Origin of the sequence: Bacillus sp. FSL K6-0138 (assembly GCF_037982765.1) — a bacterium.
Lineage (GTDB): Bacteria > Bacillota > Bacilli > Bacillales > Bacillaceae > Bacillus > Bacillus glycinifermentans.
The window spans coordinates 899,954-916,084 of the sequence record NZ_CP150286.1; the positions used below are offsets into that span (position 1 = coordinate 899,954).

17 protein-coding genes are annotated in these 16,131 nt (G+C 46.9%); 10 read left to right on the plus strand and 7 right to left on the minus strand.

The genetic code is table 11. From position 1 onward, the window contains the following. The first annotated feature begins 104 nt into the window (after positions 1-104). Entirely contained in the window at positions 105-269 is a 165-nt protein-coding gene (gene spxO / locus MHB78_RS04910; protein WP_099047121.1) for an anti-adapter protein SpxO, read from the plus strand. Positions 270-296: 27 nt separating this feature from the next. On the opposite strand, the gene MHB78_RS04915 is transcribed toward spxO, so the two are convergent. Further along, positions 297-1,637 carry a HAMP domain-containing sensor histidine kinase gene (locus tag MHB78_RS04915; protein ID WP_046129258.1) on the minus strand — a complete coding sequence of 447 codons (1,341 nt, stop codon included), beginning with the start codon at positions 1,635-1,637 and terminating at the stop codon, positions 297-299. After that, the gene (locus tag MHB78_RS04920) at positions 1,634-2,308 is read right to left on the minus strand and encodes a response regulator transcription factor (protein WP_046129259.1); all 675 of its coding nucleotides are present in this window, start codon (positions 2,306-2,308) and stop codon (positions 1,634-1,636) included. The genes MHB78_RS04915 and MHB78_RS04920 overlap by 4 nt, the downstream gene beginning before the upstream one ends. Before the next feature lie 239 nt (positions 2,309-2,547). Here MHB78_RS04920 and MHB78_RS04925 point away from each other — a divergent pair, with 239 nt between their 5' ends. Beyond that, positions 2,548-3,918 carry a trypsin-like peptidase domain-containing protein gene (locus MHB78_RS04925; RefSeq protein ID WP_046129260.1) on the plus strand — a complete coding sequence of 457 codons (1,371 nt, stop codon included), beginning with the start codon at positions 2,548-2,550 and terminating at the stop codon, positions 3,916-3,918. A gap of 66 nt (positions 3,919-3,984) precedes the next feature. On the opposite strand, the gene MHB78_RS04930 is transcribed toward MHB78_RS04925, so the two are convergent. The 3 genes from MHB78_RS04930 to MHB78_RS04940 all read right to left on the minus strand — a co-directional run bounded on the left by MHB78_RS04930 (position 3,985) and on the right by MHB78_RS04940 (position 7,027). Then, positions 3,985-5,540, minus strand: a protein-coding gene (locus MHB78_RS04930) for an IS3 family transposase (protein WP_231947390.1) whose coding sequence is annotated in 2 segments (ribosomal slippage) — positions 3,985-4,883 and positions 4,883-5,540 — 1,557 coding nt in all. Because the reading frame shifts where the segments join, the coding sequence is not laid out codon by codon here. An 87-nt stretch (positions 5,541-5,627) separates the two neighbouring features. Further along, positions 5,628-6,092, minus strand: coding sequence for a DNA starvation/stationary phase protection protein (locus tag MHB78_RS04935; protein ID WP_046130222.1), 465 nt, complete (start codon positions 6,090-6,092; stop codon positions 5,628-5,630). Positions 6,093-6,169: 77 nt separating this feature from the next. After that, complete coding sequence (locus tag MHB78_RS04940; protein WP_046130221.1) at positions 6,170-7,027, minus strand: SDR family oxidoreductase; 858 nt, start codon at positions 7,025-7,027, stop codon at positions 6,170-6,172. A 111-nt stretch (positions 7,028-7,138) separates the two neighbouring features. On the opposite strand from MHB78_RS04940, the gene MHB78_RS04945 reads away from it, so the two are divergent. The 3 genes from MHB78_RS04945 (at position 7,139) to MHB78_RS04955 (ending at position 10,677) form a co-directional block, all read left to right on the plus strand. After that, positions 7,139-8,287: a D-alanyl-D-alanine carboxypeptidase family protein gene (locus MHB78_RS04945; protein WP_046130220.1), complete on the plus strand. Its 1,149-nt coding sequence runs from the start codon at positions 7,139-7,141 to the stop codon at positions 8,285-8,287. An 80-nt stretch (positions 8,288-8,367) separates the two neighbouring features. Continuing rightward, entirely contained in the window at positions 8,368-10,146 is a 1,779-nt protein-coding gene (locus tag MHB78_RS04950; RefSeq protein ID WP_046130219.1) for a M3 family oligoendopeptidase, read from the plus strand. An 81-nt stretch (positions 10,147-10,227) separates the two neighbouring features. Next, complete coding sequence (locus MHB78_RS04955; RefSeq protein WP_046130218.1) at positions 10,228-10,677, plus strand: YusW family protein; 450 nt, start codon at positions 10,228-10,230, stop codon at positions 10,675-10,677. A gap of 66 nt (positions 10,678-10,743) precedes the next feature. On the opposite strand, the gene MHB78_RS04960 is transcribed toward MHB78_RS04955, so the two are convergent. After that, positions 10,744-11,721 (minus strand): iron-siderophore ABC transporter substrate-binding protein, encoded by a 978-nt coding sequence (locus tag MHB78_RS04960; protein ID WP_046130217.1) that lies wholly within the window; start codon positions 11,719-11,721, stop codon positions 10,744-10,746. A gap of 151 nt (positions 11,722-11,872) precedes the next feature. On the opposite strand from MHB78_RS04960, the gene MHB78_RS04965 reads away from it, so the two are divergent. The 5 genes from MHB78_RS04965 to MHB78_RS04985 are packed head-to-tail and all read left to right on the plus strand — an operon-like array spanning position 11,873 to position 15,752. After that, positions 11,873-12,874 carry an iron ABC transporter permease gene (locus tag MHB78_RS04965; protein WP_046130216.1) on the plus strand — a complete coding sequence of 334 codons (1,002 nt, stop codon included), beginning with the start codon at positions 11,873-11,875 and terminating at the stop codon, positions 12,872-12,874. Between the two features lie 20 nt (positions 12,875-12,894). Then, positions 12,895-13,926 carry an iron ABC transporter permease gene (locus MHB78_RS04970; protein ID WP_231947511.1) on the plus strand — a complete coding sequence of 344 codons (1,032 nt, stop codon included), beginning with the start codon at positions 12,895-12,897 and terminating at the stop codon, positions 13,924-13,926. A 17-nt stretch (positions 13,927-13,943) separates the two neighbouring features. Further along, positions 13,944-14,762 carry an ABC transporter ATP-binding protein gene (locus MHB78_RS04975; protein WP_046130214.1) on the plus strand — a complete coding sequence of 273 codons (819 nt, stop codon included), beginning with the start codon at positions 13,944-13,946 and terminating at the stop codon, positions 14,760-14,762. Then, entirely contained in the window at positions 14,755-15,501 is a 747-nt protein-coding gene (locus MHB78_RS04980) for an IucA/IucC family C-terminal-domain containing protein (protein WP_046130213.1), read from the plus strand. The genes MHB78_RS04975 and MHB78_RS04980 overlap by 8 nt, the downstream gene beginning before the upstream one ends. Continuing rightward, entirely contained in the window at positions 15,501-15,752 is a 252-nt protein-coding gene (locus MHB78_RS04985) for a YusU family protein (RefSeq protein WP_046130212.1), read from the plus strand. The genes MHB78_RS04980 and MHB78_RS04985 overlap by 1 nt, the downstream gene beginning before the upstream one ends. A gap of 28 nt (positions 15,753-15,780) precedes the next feature. Here the strand turns inward: MHB78_RS04985 and MHB78_RS04990 are convergent, their stop codons facing one another. After that, positions 15,781-16,122: a spore coat protein gene (locus tag MHB78_RS04990; RefSeq protein WP_046130211.1), complete on the minus strand. Its 342-nt coding sequence runs from the start codon at positions 16,120-16,122 to the stop codon at positions 15,781-15,783. Positions 16,123-16,131: the final 9 nt, after the last annotated feature.

Below are 16,131 nucleotides of genomic sequence, written 5' to 3' on the forward strand. Positions count from 1 at the left end.
AAATTTTTAACTAGATTGTAACTTGTTTTTTTGTTTGATATTATTTATATTATAAAGTAAGGTGACCGAGTGGTCAAAAATATGCTGAGAAAGGGTGAAGTTTGTTGAAAGAAATCGATGAAATGATCAGCCGACTGCGCAGCCGGGGCATTAAAGTGGACAAGGTCAAATACCCTAAACACATACTGACGGAAAAGAAATGGCTAAAGCAGCCGAAGAAAGCGGTTAAACCGAATTACCGCGATTTTAACGGCTATTCGTTTATATAGAAAAAAGACTGCAGCTGAAACTACAGTCTAATTTCTTGGAACGGATATTGAGTAACATACGCCTGTTTGATCATTCCGAATGGTCATATCGGCATGATGGAGCGTCAAAATTCGTTTAACGATGCTGAGTCCGATGCCGAATTCGCCTTTCTTCCCTTTATTAAAAGGCTCGTACAGGCTCGAAAGCATCTCTTCTTCGATGTGTGGTCCATCATTTCTAATCGTGATCATGATCTGTTTTTTCGTCGATTTGACGGTGATTTCGATGAACGTTTCCGCATAGCGGATTTGGTTTTCAAGGACGTTTTCCAACAGCTTGCTCCATTGTTCCTGATCACCAGTCATTACTGTTTCCTCTTCAAGATCAATCTTCCAGTCAAGCTCTTTTTTAGACCATCTTAAACGTTCGACCACTTCTTCAATGACCTCTCGAATATTAAACGTTCCGTAATGTCTTTCCTGTTTTAATAAATAATCCAGCTTCGTCAGGTAAAGCAGATCTTTAATCTTCTTTTCAAGCTTTTCAGCTTCGCCTTCGATGACTTGAATCGTATTTTCAAGGTCTCCTTTAGGATAAATGCCGTCTTTGATCGACTGTGTATAGCCGCGGATGACCATGACGGGCGTTTTCAAGTCATGTGAGATGTTTTGCAGAAGCGTGCGCTCTGTTTCATCTTTTTGAATCAGCTTTTGGCGCATGTCCTCAATGGTATGGGCGAGCTTTCCGATTTCGTCTTCCCTGTCGACGATGACCGGATCATCCCAGTCCTGTTTGGAAATCCGCTTGACGTGTTTTTCCAGTGTGACCAGCGGCCTTGACAAATATTTCGCCAGCCATATGGACGGAATCCAGCTCAGCAGAATGACGACGGCAAGAATGAAAAAAAGCTGTTTAAACAGCGTGTATGATAAGTCGTCCCGATAGGAATCAAGCGCATAGGACAATAAAAGAAACGTCTCGTCCTGGGTGCTGATTTTTTTCAGGACAAAGAAGATGTGCTGGCCGTTGACGGTCTCCGAATACCTTTTGGATGATGAGGGCTGTTTTTTCGCCAGTTTCTGCACTTTTGAGATAAAGGAGTCCGGCAGAATTTGCGGATTTTGATAGACGGCTCCCTTTTCAGGCAGCAGGACGTGCTGGACATAGCGGTTTGCGCTTCGCGAGTTTCCACCAAAGCCTCTGTCGGGCGAGTCGGAAAATCCGTATTGTGTCAGGACGTGCTGTTCGTTTTCAATGTTTGTGTAGATCTCATTCGTAAAAAAGTTGCGTAATGTGTTAGAAAAAAGAAACATCAGCAAAATCGAAACGGTTAATAGAATTCCGCAGATGACCGTCCAGATTTGGAAGGCGAGCGATTTATTTTTCATGATTTCAACATCCTGTATCCAAATCCGTAAATGGTTTCTACTTTCAGATCAGGCATTTTTTTGCGCAGCCTTCTGACCAGATCGTCAACGACGCGGTCTGTTCCGAAGTAATCCTCTCCCCAGACATGTGTCAGAATATCTTCCCTTGAGAAGGCCCGGCCCTGATTGTTCATGAAAAGGAGAAGCAGATCGAATTCCTTTGACGTCAGACTGATCTTCCTGTCATCTTCATACACTTCCCTCAAGCTTTCGAACACCTGGTACTTGGCAACGGACAACCCTTTTTTATGATCCGGCGCGTCTTCTTTATAGATCAGCTTAAGAAGCTTTTGCACGCGGATGATCAGCTCCCGCGGAAGAAAAGGCTTTGATATATAATCGCTGCTGCCGAGTTCAAGACCGAGCACTCTGTCGATGTCCGCATCCCGGGCTGAAATGAAGATGACCGGGACGTCGGGATCTGCATTTTTTATTTCTTTTATTAGCGCATAGCCGTCGATATCTGGTAACATAATATCGAGAATCCATAAATGAGGTGACTGGCCGATGTGCTGTCTGGCGCTTTCACCGTTTAGAAAAGACGTGACATGCCAGCCTTCACTCTCTAAATACTTCGTCAGCAGTTCATTTAAATTCTCTTCATCTTCAACTAGATAAATGGTGTATGACAAGGGGTTCACATCCTTTCTACGTCATTATACTAGTTTTAACATAAGTCTGGTCGATTTTCATAATTTCACATATTCTTTTCATTTTTATCCCACAATGTTTGGCTAGGATGCTGATAAGGGAAGAAAGGAAAATTGTAATTGTGAAAATATAAGGCCGGGTGTCTCTTTTTTGCGCGTGTTAAAGCTTTCTGCCATTTTCGGGTAGTTGAAGATAAGAAAAACAAAGGAAGTGTACGCTTATGGATGTTAGACGCGATGTCGAACGCAAAAGAGAAAATGAACAGCCATTGCAAGAAGAGGCGAAAATACCGCAAACGGCAAGTTCCGAAGCGCAAGAACCGGAGCAGCCGATAAAGAAGCCCGAGCTGATTATGAAACAGGATACAGATGAACAGTCAGATAATATGTATAAAGAAACGGCGGCAGCATTGGAAAACGCAAAGGAAACAAGAACGGCAAAAGAAAAGCGGCGCAAGGCTTCATGGCTGAGCCCGATTTTGGGAGGCATCATCGGGGGCGGCCTCGTCCTTGGCATTTCGCCGTATCTGCCGGTTGATAAACATAACAATGCCGTCAACGAAAGCCAGACGGAACCGAAACAATCGCAAAATTTTTCAACAAAGCCCGTGACAGATGCCGATAATGTTCCGGATATGGTTGAGGATTTGGAGTCGACGATCGTCGGGGTTTCCAATATTCAAACGAGCTTCGGTTTTTCAGATGATGACGTGGAAGAAAGCGGAACAGGATCAGGCGTCATCTTTAAAAAAGACGGAAAAAAAGCTTACATCATCACGAACAACCATGTTGTTGAAGGGGCCACAAAGGTGACCATCTCTTTATACAACGGGAAAACGACGGATGCGAAAATCATCGGCAGCGATGCCTTAACAGACTTGGCTGTTTTGGAGATTAGCAGCAAAGGGATTGATAAGGTTGCAAGTTTCGGAGATTCCTCAAAATTGCGCGCCGGCGAAAAAGTAATCGCGATCGGGAATCCTCTCGGCCTGCAATTTTCGCGAACGGTTACAGAAGGAATCATCAGCGGCGTCAACCGGACGATCGAAGTGTCGACGTCTGAAGGGAAGTGGGATATGAATGTCCTTCAGACAGATGCCGCGATTAATCCGGGGAACAGCGGCGGACCTTTGATCAACAGTAGCGGACAGGTCATCGGCATCAACAGCTTAAAGATCAGCCAAACCGGCGTTGAATCGCTTGGTTTTGCCATTCCGAGCAATGACGTTGAGCCGATCGTCGATCAGCTGCTGGACAAAGGAAAAGTCGTACGGCCGTTTTTAGGCGTTCAAATGATCGATATGCAGCAGGTTCCTGAGCAATATCAGCAAAATACGCTCGGCCTCTTTGGCGACCAGCTGAATAAAGGCGTGTACGTCGACAAAGTCTCGCCTGGATCGCCGGCTGCTGACGCAGGAATGAAAGCCGGTGACGTCATTGTGAAAATGAACAGCAAAAGCATTGAAGCGACTTCTGATTTGAGGAAGATTTTATACACCGAAGCGAAAGCGGGAGATACGGTCTCGTTTGAGGTTCTGAGAAAAGGAAAAGAAAAAACGCTGAAAGCCAAGCTTACGGAAAGCAAATCATAACATTGAAAGCCATGGCAGCTGTGATCTGCACCCTGTCAAGTAGACAGTGGAAATAACTAAAACACACTAGACGGCTTTAGCCCTGTATTCCACTGGGCTGAGGCCGTTTAGTTTTTCTTGTAGACGATCGTGGTTGTAAAAGTGGATATATTCATCAATTGCGCTTTGAAGTGCCTCAAATGTCTCGTACGAATTCCGTCTGTATTTCTCGCATTTTAATTTCCCCCAAAACGACTCAATGGGGCCGTTATCAATACAGCGGCCGACGCGGGACATACTCTGTGTCATATTTGCGTTTTCAATCATCCTTCTAAACTGGTGGGACGTGTATTGAAAACCTCTGTCGCTGTGAAGGAGAGGACGTGCGTTTGGGGCTGCCTCAAGCGCTTGGTTCAAGGTTTTAAACACAAGGGCGTTATTATTGGATTTCCCCAGCACATAAGACACGACCATTCCCTCATGAAGATCTAAAATGGCACTGAGGTACGCTTTCCGATGGCCGTATTTTAGCTCTGTCACATCAGTCACCCATTTTTGATTTGGTTTGTCCGCTTTAAACTCTCGATTCAGGATATTTTCGGACACATGTTGAGGCGTCGCTTTGCCGTAACGTTTTTTCTTCCGCCGAATGACACACTCCAGCTTGGCGATTTTCATCAGCCGATAGATGCGCTTATGATTGAGGCGCTCTTTAAAGCGGCGCTTCATGTTTAAGGTCATTCTGCGGTATCCGTAGATACCGCCAATTTGTTCATGAAGAAGCGTCATCTCGGCGATAATCTTTTCATTCTGTTTTTCTCTCGCTGAAGGTACTCGGCTCCTCCATTTGTAATACCCCTGGCGCGAAACTTCGGCAATCTCACATAACATTTGGACAGAAAAGCCTTCTTTTCGATTCAGCTCTAAAATGGCGAGATATCGATCTTCGTACCGAACCTGACTTAGAACCGCCTCCTTTTGATCTCTTCCAACTTTTTTAAGAACGCATTCTCTGCGCGCAAACGCTCATTTTCCTGTTCCAGCCGTTTGTTTTCCCGTTGAATTTTTTCTTCAGGTGTCAATTCTTCTTCGGTTTTGCGTTTCCCTCGGTTGTCTTTTAAGGCCTCTTCTCCGCCTTCTTGATACTTTTTCACCCATTGATACACCTGTTGGTAGGAGACTTGATGAATCTCCATTGATCTGGCGTAGTCCTTTCCATGAGCTAGACAATCCTTCGCAATCTCAATCCGTTCTTCCAATGAAACGTTCTTCCGTTTGGTCATCAAACGATTCCTTCCTCTCCCGCTGTCTTTTAACGTTTTATGACCATTATAAAGCTCAACCCACTTCATGAGTACGGATTTACTGGAAATCTTATATTTTCTCGAGATTTCTCTTTGAGAGTAGCGTCCGGATAAGAAGTCTTTCACGGCATTGTATTTTAATTCTGCGGGATAGAACTTATGGCGCTTTGAACGTTCCAAACTCTCCACACCCGCCATATCATGCGATGTTCTCCATTCACGAATCGTTTCGGCATGAATGCCATATTTTTCTGCGATCTCCTTCACCGAATTATTGCCCTGATCACATTCTGATAGAATATTCAATTTTTCTTCTTTTGAAAACCATTTTCCAGCCATGAAAAAACTCCCCCAAGGCAAACAGATTTTTTTATTTCATCTGTCTACCTTTAGGGGAGCATATCACTGTGTGCCATGGCTTTTTTGTTATTCACCCAAAAATGAAGAAAGCATCCAAATTTGTTTATCAATTTCCTCAGTTAAGCCGATATAAAGGTCAGCGGTGGCATTGTCTGATTTTTCTTCCGCAAGCCCGATAATATGTTCGATTTCCTTGCGGATTTGGCGGTAATCGCTGACAAGCGCGGAAACCATGTCAGACGCCGTTTTTTCTGTGCCTGCCTCTGAGATGGTGCCGTGATCAAGGTATTCTTTCATTGATGCGAGCGGCTGTCCGCCGATAGCTAATAATCGTTCAGCGACAACATCGGCCGTTTCTGCAGCATGGTTGTAAAGTTCTTCGAATTTTTCGTGAAGCGTGAAGAACTGCGGTCCTTTTACATACCAGTGAAAGCGGTGAAGCTTCGTATAGAGGATGAACCAGTTTGACAAATTCGTGTTTATTGAGTTTTCAAGTACCGGATTTTGCTGTTTTAATTGTTGAGAGATCATGTAATTTCCTCCTCGTGTTTTTCATTTGTTAATTACATTATAACAAATATAAAATTAAAATAAATACTAAATTATAATTATTTTAAATAACATTTTTGATCGAGCTTTTTGCTGACGGCCCGCTCCCAAAAACGCCACGGTAGGAAAGAATGCAAAAAGATCAGCAGGCGGACGCCTTTGCCGATCGGATAACGGAGTTTTTTCAGCCGCTTTTTCAAAGCGAGACTGCCGATCAGCCCTGCCACTTCTTCCGGGTTTCCGTAATCGCTCCGGCTGTCGGCGATGTAGGCTGAGATTCGTTCAAAGTATGGGCCGTATTTCGAATCAGGCTTAGGGAAAGCGACGTGCTCCGTCAAGGAGGTATCCCAAATTCCCGTCCGGTATGAGCCCGGCTCAACGACGGCAACGTCAATGCCGAAAGGTCTGAGCTCAAGGCGAAGGCTTTCGGAAAATCCTTCAACCGCGTGTTTTGAAGAAGCGTAAGGCGAGAAAGCCGGAAAAGCGATCCGTCCGCTTATACTGCTGACATTGATGATTTTTGCCCCGGCGTTTTTTTTCATATGAGGGAGGACGGCTTTGGTCACTGCGATGAGGCCGAACACATTTGTTTCATATTGGTTGCGGTAATCGGACAATGACAAATCTTCGGTAAATCCTCCGTAAGCCGTTCCCGCATTGTTGACGAGAAGATCAACCGCTCCGTACTCCTTCAGCTTGTCTGAGAATGATGCGACCGATTCTTCTTTTGTTACATCCAGCTCCATCACCGCAATTGAAGTTTCGGCATTGTGGGCTGTAATCTGTTGTTTTAATGCTTCGGCTTTTTCGGGATGTCTCACCGCCGCAATGACAAAATGCGTGCCGGCGAGCTTCAAAGCGGTCAGCAGCCCGATTCCGCTGCTTGCCCCTGTTACGATTGCAGTTTTATTTTTCAATGAAGTTCCTCCGTTCGAATGCTTATTGACTAATACCCCTTGCAGGGGGAAATAAATCGTTGCTAAAATTTTAAAGACCTATTTTTCAAAAAAGTAAAGCAAGGTGAGACGATGGACGTCAAATTAACCTTCCTGCTTCTTATTGTACTATGCCCGGCGCTGTTTTTTCATGGTTCGGCAAAAGCCGCCGAAAAGCACATGAAAAGCGTTTCCGCTATTTTGATCGATGAGAAGTCGGGACAGGCCATTTATGAAAAAAACAGCCGCAAAAAAATGTATCCGGCCAGCATCACAAAAATCGCCACGGCGATTTATGCGATTGAGAAAGGAAATTTGAAGGATAATGTTAAAATCAGCAAAAAAGCTGCTGAAACGGAAGGGACAAGCGTTTATTTGGAGAAAGGTGAAATCGTCCCGCTAAGGACGCTGCTTCAGGGGCTGCTGATGAATTCCGGAAACGATGCCGGAACGGCGATCGCTGAACACATGAGCGGAAGCGTTGAACGGTTTGCCGGCGATTTGAACGCCTTTGTTGCAGAGCGGGCCGGCGCGGTCGATACACATTTCACGAATCCTCACGGGCTGTTTGACAAAAATCATTACACGACAGCCGCAGACATGGCGAAAATCACGGCATATGCCATGAAAAACGAGACGTTTCGGGTGCTTTTTTCAGAAAAGGAAACACCCTGGCACGGCAAGACGTGGGATACGACGCTGAAAAACCATCACCGGATGCTCACCGGAGAAATTCCGTACAAAGGGATTACAGGGGGAAAAAACGGATTTGTGAATGAATCAAAGCATACGCTTGTGACGACGGCCGCGCGCGGTGAGCTTCACTTGATCGCCGTTGTGATGAAGGCCGATGATCAAAAGACGATGTACGATGACACAAAAACCCTGCTGGATAAAGGGTTCAGCGGCTTTGAAACGGTTACATACGAAAAGGGCAGACAGTTCACAGATCAAGACGGCGTACGGCATAAGCTGACGGAGCCTTTATTTGTTACGAAAAAGAAGGGGGAAGCGCTGAAGGAAAAGCTGGGAAGCGACGGAGCCCTAAAGATTGAAGGGGAAGACGGCAGACTGATTCGCTCCCTGCAAATCGCTGAAAAACCTGAAGGCGATGACCGAACCGGCGGCATTGCAGGCGCACGGGATGAACAGCCGCTAAGCGCCGGATTGTTCCTGTTTTTGCTCGGGCTATTTGGGCTTATCACAACAAGCTATGCGGTGAAACGGCTGCGGCGGCTTTAGAAGCTGGAGCCGTCTTTTTTTTACCCGTACAGGTAAATTTATCTTATAATGGAATCATTACGAAAAAAGGGGGACTGGTCATGGCTTTACAGCATCTTAAGGATACGTGGGATCTCGACGTCTTTTTTAAAGGGGGAAGCGATTCCCCGGCTTTTCAAGCATATTTAAAGGAGATTAAAACCTTGATTTCTTCTTTTAAGGAGAAAGCCATTGCTTTGGACGGAGCGAAAGCGGAGTCCGGCAGAATAAAAGACGCGATCGAACTTTTTGAGACGATCGATGTGAAAATCAGGCAGTCAAACGCATATGTCGGCTGTCTGCAAGCACAGAACATGACAGATTTAAAAGCGAACGCCCTCAATTTTGAAGTAACCCGGCTGAATGCGGATTTCCAAAAGGTTCTGGTCATTTTCGACAACAAGCTTGCCGCTATAAATGAAGCCCTTTGGGAAAAGGTTCTCAATGATTGTTCAGACATCGCTTTTGTTTTAAATGAGAGAAGATCGAGGGTGAAAGAAAAGCTCGGCGCAAATCAGGAATCGCTGGTCGAAGGCCTTGCCGTCGACGGATATCATGCGTGGGGAGATTTATACAACAGCATCATCGGCCAAATCCAGATTCCTTATGAAGAGGACGGAGAAACGAAAATCCTCTCGGTCGGGCAGGCGAACAACCTGACATCCAAGCCGGACAGGAAGATCCGCAAATCCGTATCCAAAAATCTTGACCATGCATGGGAGCAGCACGCAGACCTTTTCAGCAGCACGCTCAATCATCTGGCGGGTTTCAGGCTGAATGTGTACGAGGCGAGAGGCTGGTCAGATGTGCTGAAGGAGCCGCTTGAAATCAACCGGATGAAACGGGAAACCCTTGATGCGATGTGGCAGGTCATTATCGACCATAAGCAGCCGTTTGTCGATTATCTCAAGCGGAAGGCTTCCCTTCTCGGTTTGGAGAAGCTGGACTGGTTTGATGTCGATGCACCGCTCGGTTCGGCTGCAAAGGAATATTCATATGACGAGGCGGCCAATTTTATTACCGAGCAGTTTGAAACGTTTGGCAAAACGCTTTCTTCATTTGCAGAAAAAGCGTTCAAAGACAGATGGATTGAGGCGGAAAACAGAGGAGGCAAACGGCCTGGCGGCTTTTGCGCCAACTTTCCGGACAGCCGCCAATCGAGAATTTTTATGACCTATTCCGGAAGCGCCTCTAACGTGTCAACCCTCGCCCATGAGCTAGGCCATGCTTTTCATCAGGAAGTCATAATGGACGTAAGGCCGATGAACAGGGCGTATGCGATGAATGTGGCGGAAACCGCTTCAACCTTTGCGGAGATGATCACAGCCGATGCCGCTTTGCAACAGGCTGATTCAGAGGAAGAAAAACTCGTCCTCCTTGAGGATAAAATTCAGCGCAGCGTCGCCTTTTTCATGAATATACACGCAAGGTTTTTATTTGAAACCCGATTTTATGAAGAGCGCAAAAACGGCGTCGTTTCCGCCGGCAGATTGAACGAGCTCATGGAAGAGGCTCAAAGGGAAGCATTCTGCGGGGCGCTTGGCGAGTACCATCCGTATTTTTGGGCTTCAAAGCTGCATTTTTATATTACGTCCATCCCGTTTTATAATTTTCCGTATACGTTCGGCTATCTGTTCTCGCTCGGCATCTATTCAAGGGCGCTGAAAGAAGGGCAGGCGTTTGAAGAAAAATATATCGTGCTTTTAAAGGATACGGCTTCCATGACGGTAGAAGATCTGGCAATGAAACATCTCGGCGCCGATTTGACAAAGCGCAATTTCTGGGAAGAAGCCATCGCCCTTGCCGTCCGTGATGCAGAACAATTTTTGGCCCTGACGTAAAAAGAGCCGTCCTCTTATTGAATGAGTTACAGCAAACGTGGATATAGCTAAGAATAATGTGCATATAGGAGATGAAACTGTATGAACGTATTTCGGATGGCCACGATTGCTGTGCTCATCGTTTTGCTAACCGGCTGCCAGGCGGCGCCCGGGGCATATCCGGAGGGCCGGAAGGCGGCTATAGAAGATGCGCCCGTTTCAGATGTAAAAAGCGTACCGTTCGATTTGTTTGCGCTGAAGGTAAACTACGGGGACGGAAAACACAATACATTTGAAGCAAGATACCAGAAAAAGGAGCACGAAGAAGCTGAAATCAAAGACAAATTGAATGATGCGGACCGTGAAGGGGAGGAAGCCTTAAATGAAATGAAAATGGTGTTAAGCGAACTCCCGGTGTCCAAATCTGAAAAAGAATCGGCAGTCATTCGCAATGTGCTGGAGGCATTTAACCTTGATGAAGGATATGACCGGTTTCAGCTGAAGGTGACATGGCCCGACGGAACGTCAAAAGTATATATCGGCAAATCGTAAAGGAGCATCCTCTCTTATGAGGGATGCTCCTTTCGGTTTGCATTCGCCGTTCGGCTGTGAATGTCTTTACGATTTGAGAAAATATGTTTCGATGTCATCGAGAAACAGGTTTGCCGCTTTTACGCCGCCGGCCGTCGTCCAGATGGCATCATCGACTTCGTGCGCATTTCCTGATTTAACGGCATTCAGCTTTTTCCAAAGCGGATCGCTCGTCCAATCGTGTTGCCATGTGAGCGCGTCTTTTTTGCTTTCAGCCGGCTGATATGTGAAATAAAACAGGACATCCCCGTCCATTTCCGGAATCGATTCCTTGCTTTCGGTCATAAAAGCAAATTTGTCTTTTTGCTTTTCAAACAGCTTTTTCTGCTTGTCCGGGAAATCGAAGCCAAGCTGTTTCAAAATGATTCCCGGGAATGAGTCTTCATAATAAATCCTCGATTGGCCGGCCATAAATCTGATGACGGAAACCCGTTTCTTTTTCTTGTCGCCGAGCTTTTCGCTTAAGTCGCTGACGCGTTTATCAAAGTCCTTTAACACTTCTTTTCCTTTAGCCTCTTTGTTGACCGCTTTCGCATAGAGCGAGAAGTTGTCTTTCCATTCGCCGCGGAGCGTTTCGGAGAAAACCGTAGGCGCGATTTGGCTCAGCTTGTCATAAATTTTTTCCTGCCTCATTTTATTCCCGATGATTAAATCAGGCTTCAGTTCGGCGATCGCTTCGATATTCGGCTCGCCTTCGAGCCCGACTTCTTTAACGCCTTTCATCTCATCTTTGATGTGGCTGTACCATGGATCGCCCGTCCACGATTTGACCGCGCCGACCGGCTTAATCCCGAGTTCAAGCAGCGCTTCCGTTCCTTCATTTGTCAGTACGACGACCCTTTTGGGATTGGCCGGAACTTTAGTCTCAGTGCCCATCGCGTGTTTTACGGTTATCGTATCCTTGCTTTTACCGCCTGACGAGTCCTTTTGGTTGCCGCCGCTGCATGCAGCAAGGATTGAAAGCGTTAACAGAGAAGTGAATCCAATCATTAACCACTTTTTCATGCGCGTCCTCCTTAGAGTGAAAATCATTTTCATTCTGATCTTAATTTTGACGAAGAATTTTGTCAATTGTTAATTGAAAATGATTTTCAAGATCAGTGTAATCTGATACAATAATGAGTAGATTGTGGAGTTAAAGTAGGAGAATTGAAATATGCTCTTTACGACAAATAGATATAGAACGATCGCACTACTGGCTTTCATTTTGATTTTAATCGCCGCTGTTTGCTCAAGCATCGTCTATGGCTATACCAATACGTCCTGGACGACGGCCTATAAAGCGTTTACCGATTTTAACGGTTCAAACGAGCACCTCGTCATACAAAACGTGCGTTTGCCGCGCGCCCTGATCGCCGCAGTTGTAGGCGCTTCACTCGGCGTTGCCGGGGCTTTGATGCAGGCGATGACGAAAAATCCCCTCGCATCACCCGGGATATTCGGCATAAACGGCGGAGCCGGCTTTTTCGTGGTCGGCGCTCTGTTTTTCTTTCATGTCGGTTCGCTTCAGGCGATAGCGTGGATTTCGTTTTTGGGCGCAGCATTTGCTGCTTCAGCCGTCTATTTTATCGGCTCACTCGGAAGGGAAGGCTTGACTCCTGTGAAGCTGACTCTTGCCGGAGCGGCAATGACGGCATTGTTTTCTTCATTGACGCAGGGAATGCTGTCAGTCAATGAAGCGGCTTTAGAGCAGGCGATCTTTTGGCTCGCGGGGTCTGTGCAAGGACGCGACCTCAGTCTGCTGACCTCTGTCCTGCCGTACATCGTGCCGGCGTTCATGATCAGCTTTTTGCTGGGTTCCAAGATTAATATTTTGACAATGGGAGAGGACGTGGCCAAAAGCCTCGGGCAAAAGACGTGGCTGATCAAAGCGCTGATGGCGCTGTCGATCATTCTGCTTGCCGGCGGATCGGTGGCGGTTGCCGGACCGATCGGTTTTATCGGCATTGTGATTCCGCATTTTGCGAAATACATCGTCGGCCATGACCATCGCTGGGTGCTTCCTTATTGCGCCGTGCTGGGTGCGATTTTGCTCGTCACCGCCGATATCGGCGCGAGGTATCTGATCATGCCTGAAGAGGTGCCGGTCGGTGTCATGACTTCAATCATTGGAATCCCCATTTTTGTGTACATAGCAAGAAGGGGGTTCCAAAATTGAAAAATTACCGTACACTTCGGATCGGAAAAGGCGGCGTTTCCTTTTTGATCGGCAAAAAAGCGCTGTTTTCACTTATCGTTTTATTGCTGGTTACCGTGTTTGCCGTCGTAGTCAGCGCAGGTGTCGGCGAACGGTTTATATCACCGGGCACCGTCATGCGGACGTTTTTTGGCGTCGGTGATCCTGCGGATGAGTTGATCATCATGTCATTCAGGATGCCGAGGATTTTGGTCGCCTTGTTTGCGGGAATCTGTCTGGCTGCGTCCGGTGCCGTTCTTCAAGGACTGATCCGCAACCCGCTTGCATCGCCCGACGTCATCGGCGTTACGGGCGGAGCAGCTGTAGCCGTTGTCTTGTTTCTCATGCTGTTTTCCGACGGCACTGGCGCGCTGACCGTCAGCATCGGCTGGCTCCCTGTCGCCGCGTTTATCGGTGCGGCTTTGGCGGGAATGCTCGTTTATTCTCTGTCTTATAAAAACGGCGCCTCGACTTTTCGGCTTATATTGATCGGCATCGGTTTTTCGATGCTGGCCCAGTCTTTGACGACGCTGTTTATGATGAAAGGTCCAATATACAGAATGTCGCAGGCAAATGTTTGGATTACCGGATCAGTATATGGATCGAACTGGCAGGATGTGCACTTTTTAATCCCGGCGGCGTTCATTCTTTTGCTGGTATGCGCTGCAGCTGCCAGAAGCGTCAACATTCAGACGCTCGGGGAAGAATTGGCGACGGGTGCGGGGAGCTCCGTTCAGCGGAACCGCTTCCTGCTCCTTCTGCTCAGCACTGCTCTTGCCGGAATTGCTGTCGCTTTTGCCGGAACCGTCGGATTTGTCGGCCTGATGGCGCCTCATATCGCAAGACGGCTTGTCGGCTCTTCATTTGGCGCCCTCTTGCCGGTCGCATCGCTGATCGGCGGATTGCTTGTGCTGACGGCTGATCTCATCGGCAGAACGCTGTTTTCTCCCGTTGAAGTCCCAGCCGGCGTATTCACAGCCGCGATCGGCGCCCCTTACTTTATCTACTTGCTGTATAAAAGCAGAAACCAATAAAAGGAGAGATTTCATTCATGAGTGCCATTTCAACAGAAACGTTAAGCTTAGGTTATGGAGAAACGATCATTATTGATGAGTTAAACTTAACGATACCAAAAGGTGAAATCACTGTATTTATCGGCAGCAACGGCTGCGGTAAATCAACTCTCCTTCGGTCTCTCGCACGTTTGATGAAGCCAAAGGGCGGTTCCGTGCTGCTGGAGGGAAAATCGATCGCCAAGCTTCCGACAAAAGAGGTTGCGAAAGAGCTGGCCATTCTTCCTCAAGGACCCGCAGCCCCGGAAGGCTTGACGGTTCTCCAGCTCGTCAAACAGGGAAGATATCCTTACCAAAACTGGCTGAAGCAATGGTCGGCAGAAGATGAAGAAGCCGTTAATAAAGCGTTAAAAGCGACAAGAATGGAAGAGCTCGCAGAGCGCACGGTCGATTCGTTGTCAGGCGGCCAGCGCCAGCGCGCCTGGATCGCGATGACGCTCGCCCAGGAAACGGACATCATTTTGCTGGACGAACCGACGACATATTTGGATATGACCCATCAAATCGAAATTCTTGACCTGCTTTTTGAATTAAATGAAACCGAAAAGCGTACAATTGTGATGGTGCTCCACGATTTGAACCTCGCCTGCCGTTATGCTCATCATTTGGTGGCCATCAAGAATAAGCAGATCTACGCGGAAGGCAGGCCTGAATCGATCATCAACTGCCAGCTTGTGCAGGATGTATTTGAAATGGACTGCGAAGTGACGAGAGACCCGCTTTTCGGCACGCCGCACTGTATTCCGTACGGCAGGGGAAGATGCATCGTTCAGCAGGTGGTTGAGTCCCATGCTTAATTTAACAGAAAAGGAGCTTGAGTCTTTGCTTCGTTTCGGCCTCGGAACGAAGCGGACCGGCTCCTTATTGTCTGTAAAAGGTGACCGGCTTTTACATGCCGGTTTTTTAAAGCGGTATCTGGGGAAGATGAAAGGCGGGCTCAACGCCCCGAATGAGAAAGTCGCCGCTTCTTTAATGATGAAACGCTGCGGGATGATGACGGCGCTTCATTTTTACCTTTTTACCGTTTTCGGAAAACGTTTGCCGGCTGATCCTTCCTTGATGTCATGGGAAATTGACGACGGAGGCCAAGGGTGGGCGCCGTCGTTTTACTTTGAACATGAAGCGGAAATCGTTCAAGAAAACCGCAGGCAGGAGCTTGAAAAACTGACGAAAGGCGTTTTCAAACATCATGTGGATAAGCTGATAACCGCCTGTTTTCAGGCATGCTCGATTTCAAAAAAGATTCTCTGGGAAAATATTGCGGTTTATCTGTTTTGGATGTATGAAACACTGCAGACGGAAATTTCCGATCAGGAACTGAAAAAACGGGCGGAACAGGATTTTTACTACATATTGTATGAAGCAGAGCCGGACCTTTTTGGAACAGACGTATGTGAAAATCCGCTTGCAAAGTTTTATCAAGGGCAAGACGCGGAACAGACCCGCTCAACCTGCTGCTTGTATTATGCAACGGACAAAAGCGGCGCAACCTGCAGTACATGCCCGAGAAAAAAGCAAAAAGAAAGGGTGTCATGATGGAGCAGAAGCTTCGGGAGCAGCTTGACGGATTAGTTGAAAAATATACGGAGCTGCTTTTAGGAGAGACGGATGAAGAGCTTCAGGAGCAGGTGAAGATGTGGATCATTTATACGCATATCGCAAAAAGCATGCCCCCGCTTGCAAAGCATTGGAATCAAGCATATCCGGATGCAAAGCAGGGGATAAAAGAAGTAATCCAAAGCATCAAAAACATGAATGAAGCGCATCGCGGCAATCGGGAAAAATAAGCAGAGAAATCTCCCCGAGGATCTTTGCTTATTGGTTTTGCTGATAAGGCGACTGGCTTTGAAGATCTGCCTGAAACTGCTGGTATGTCTGCTGGATCTTTTGCCCGTCTTCCGCCTCCACTTTGTACCAGCCGTTTTGAAACATCACCTCGTATAATCTCCGCTGCGCGTTTTGCGCTTCATTGAAAAGGGTCTGGATTCCCTTATAAAGCGATTCATGGCTAAGTTCATTCAACGCTGTGGAGTATGCGGAAGTGATATATTTTTCGGTTGTCAACAACTCATTGACAAAATCCCTGTCATTCATTGCACTCGTTTTTGGAACCGGTGTTTCCTGGTTGCCGATTTTCTGCTGGTTTTGCTGGTTCATGTTTTGTCC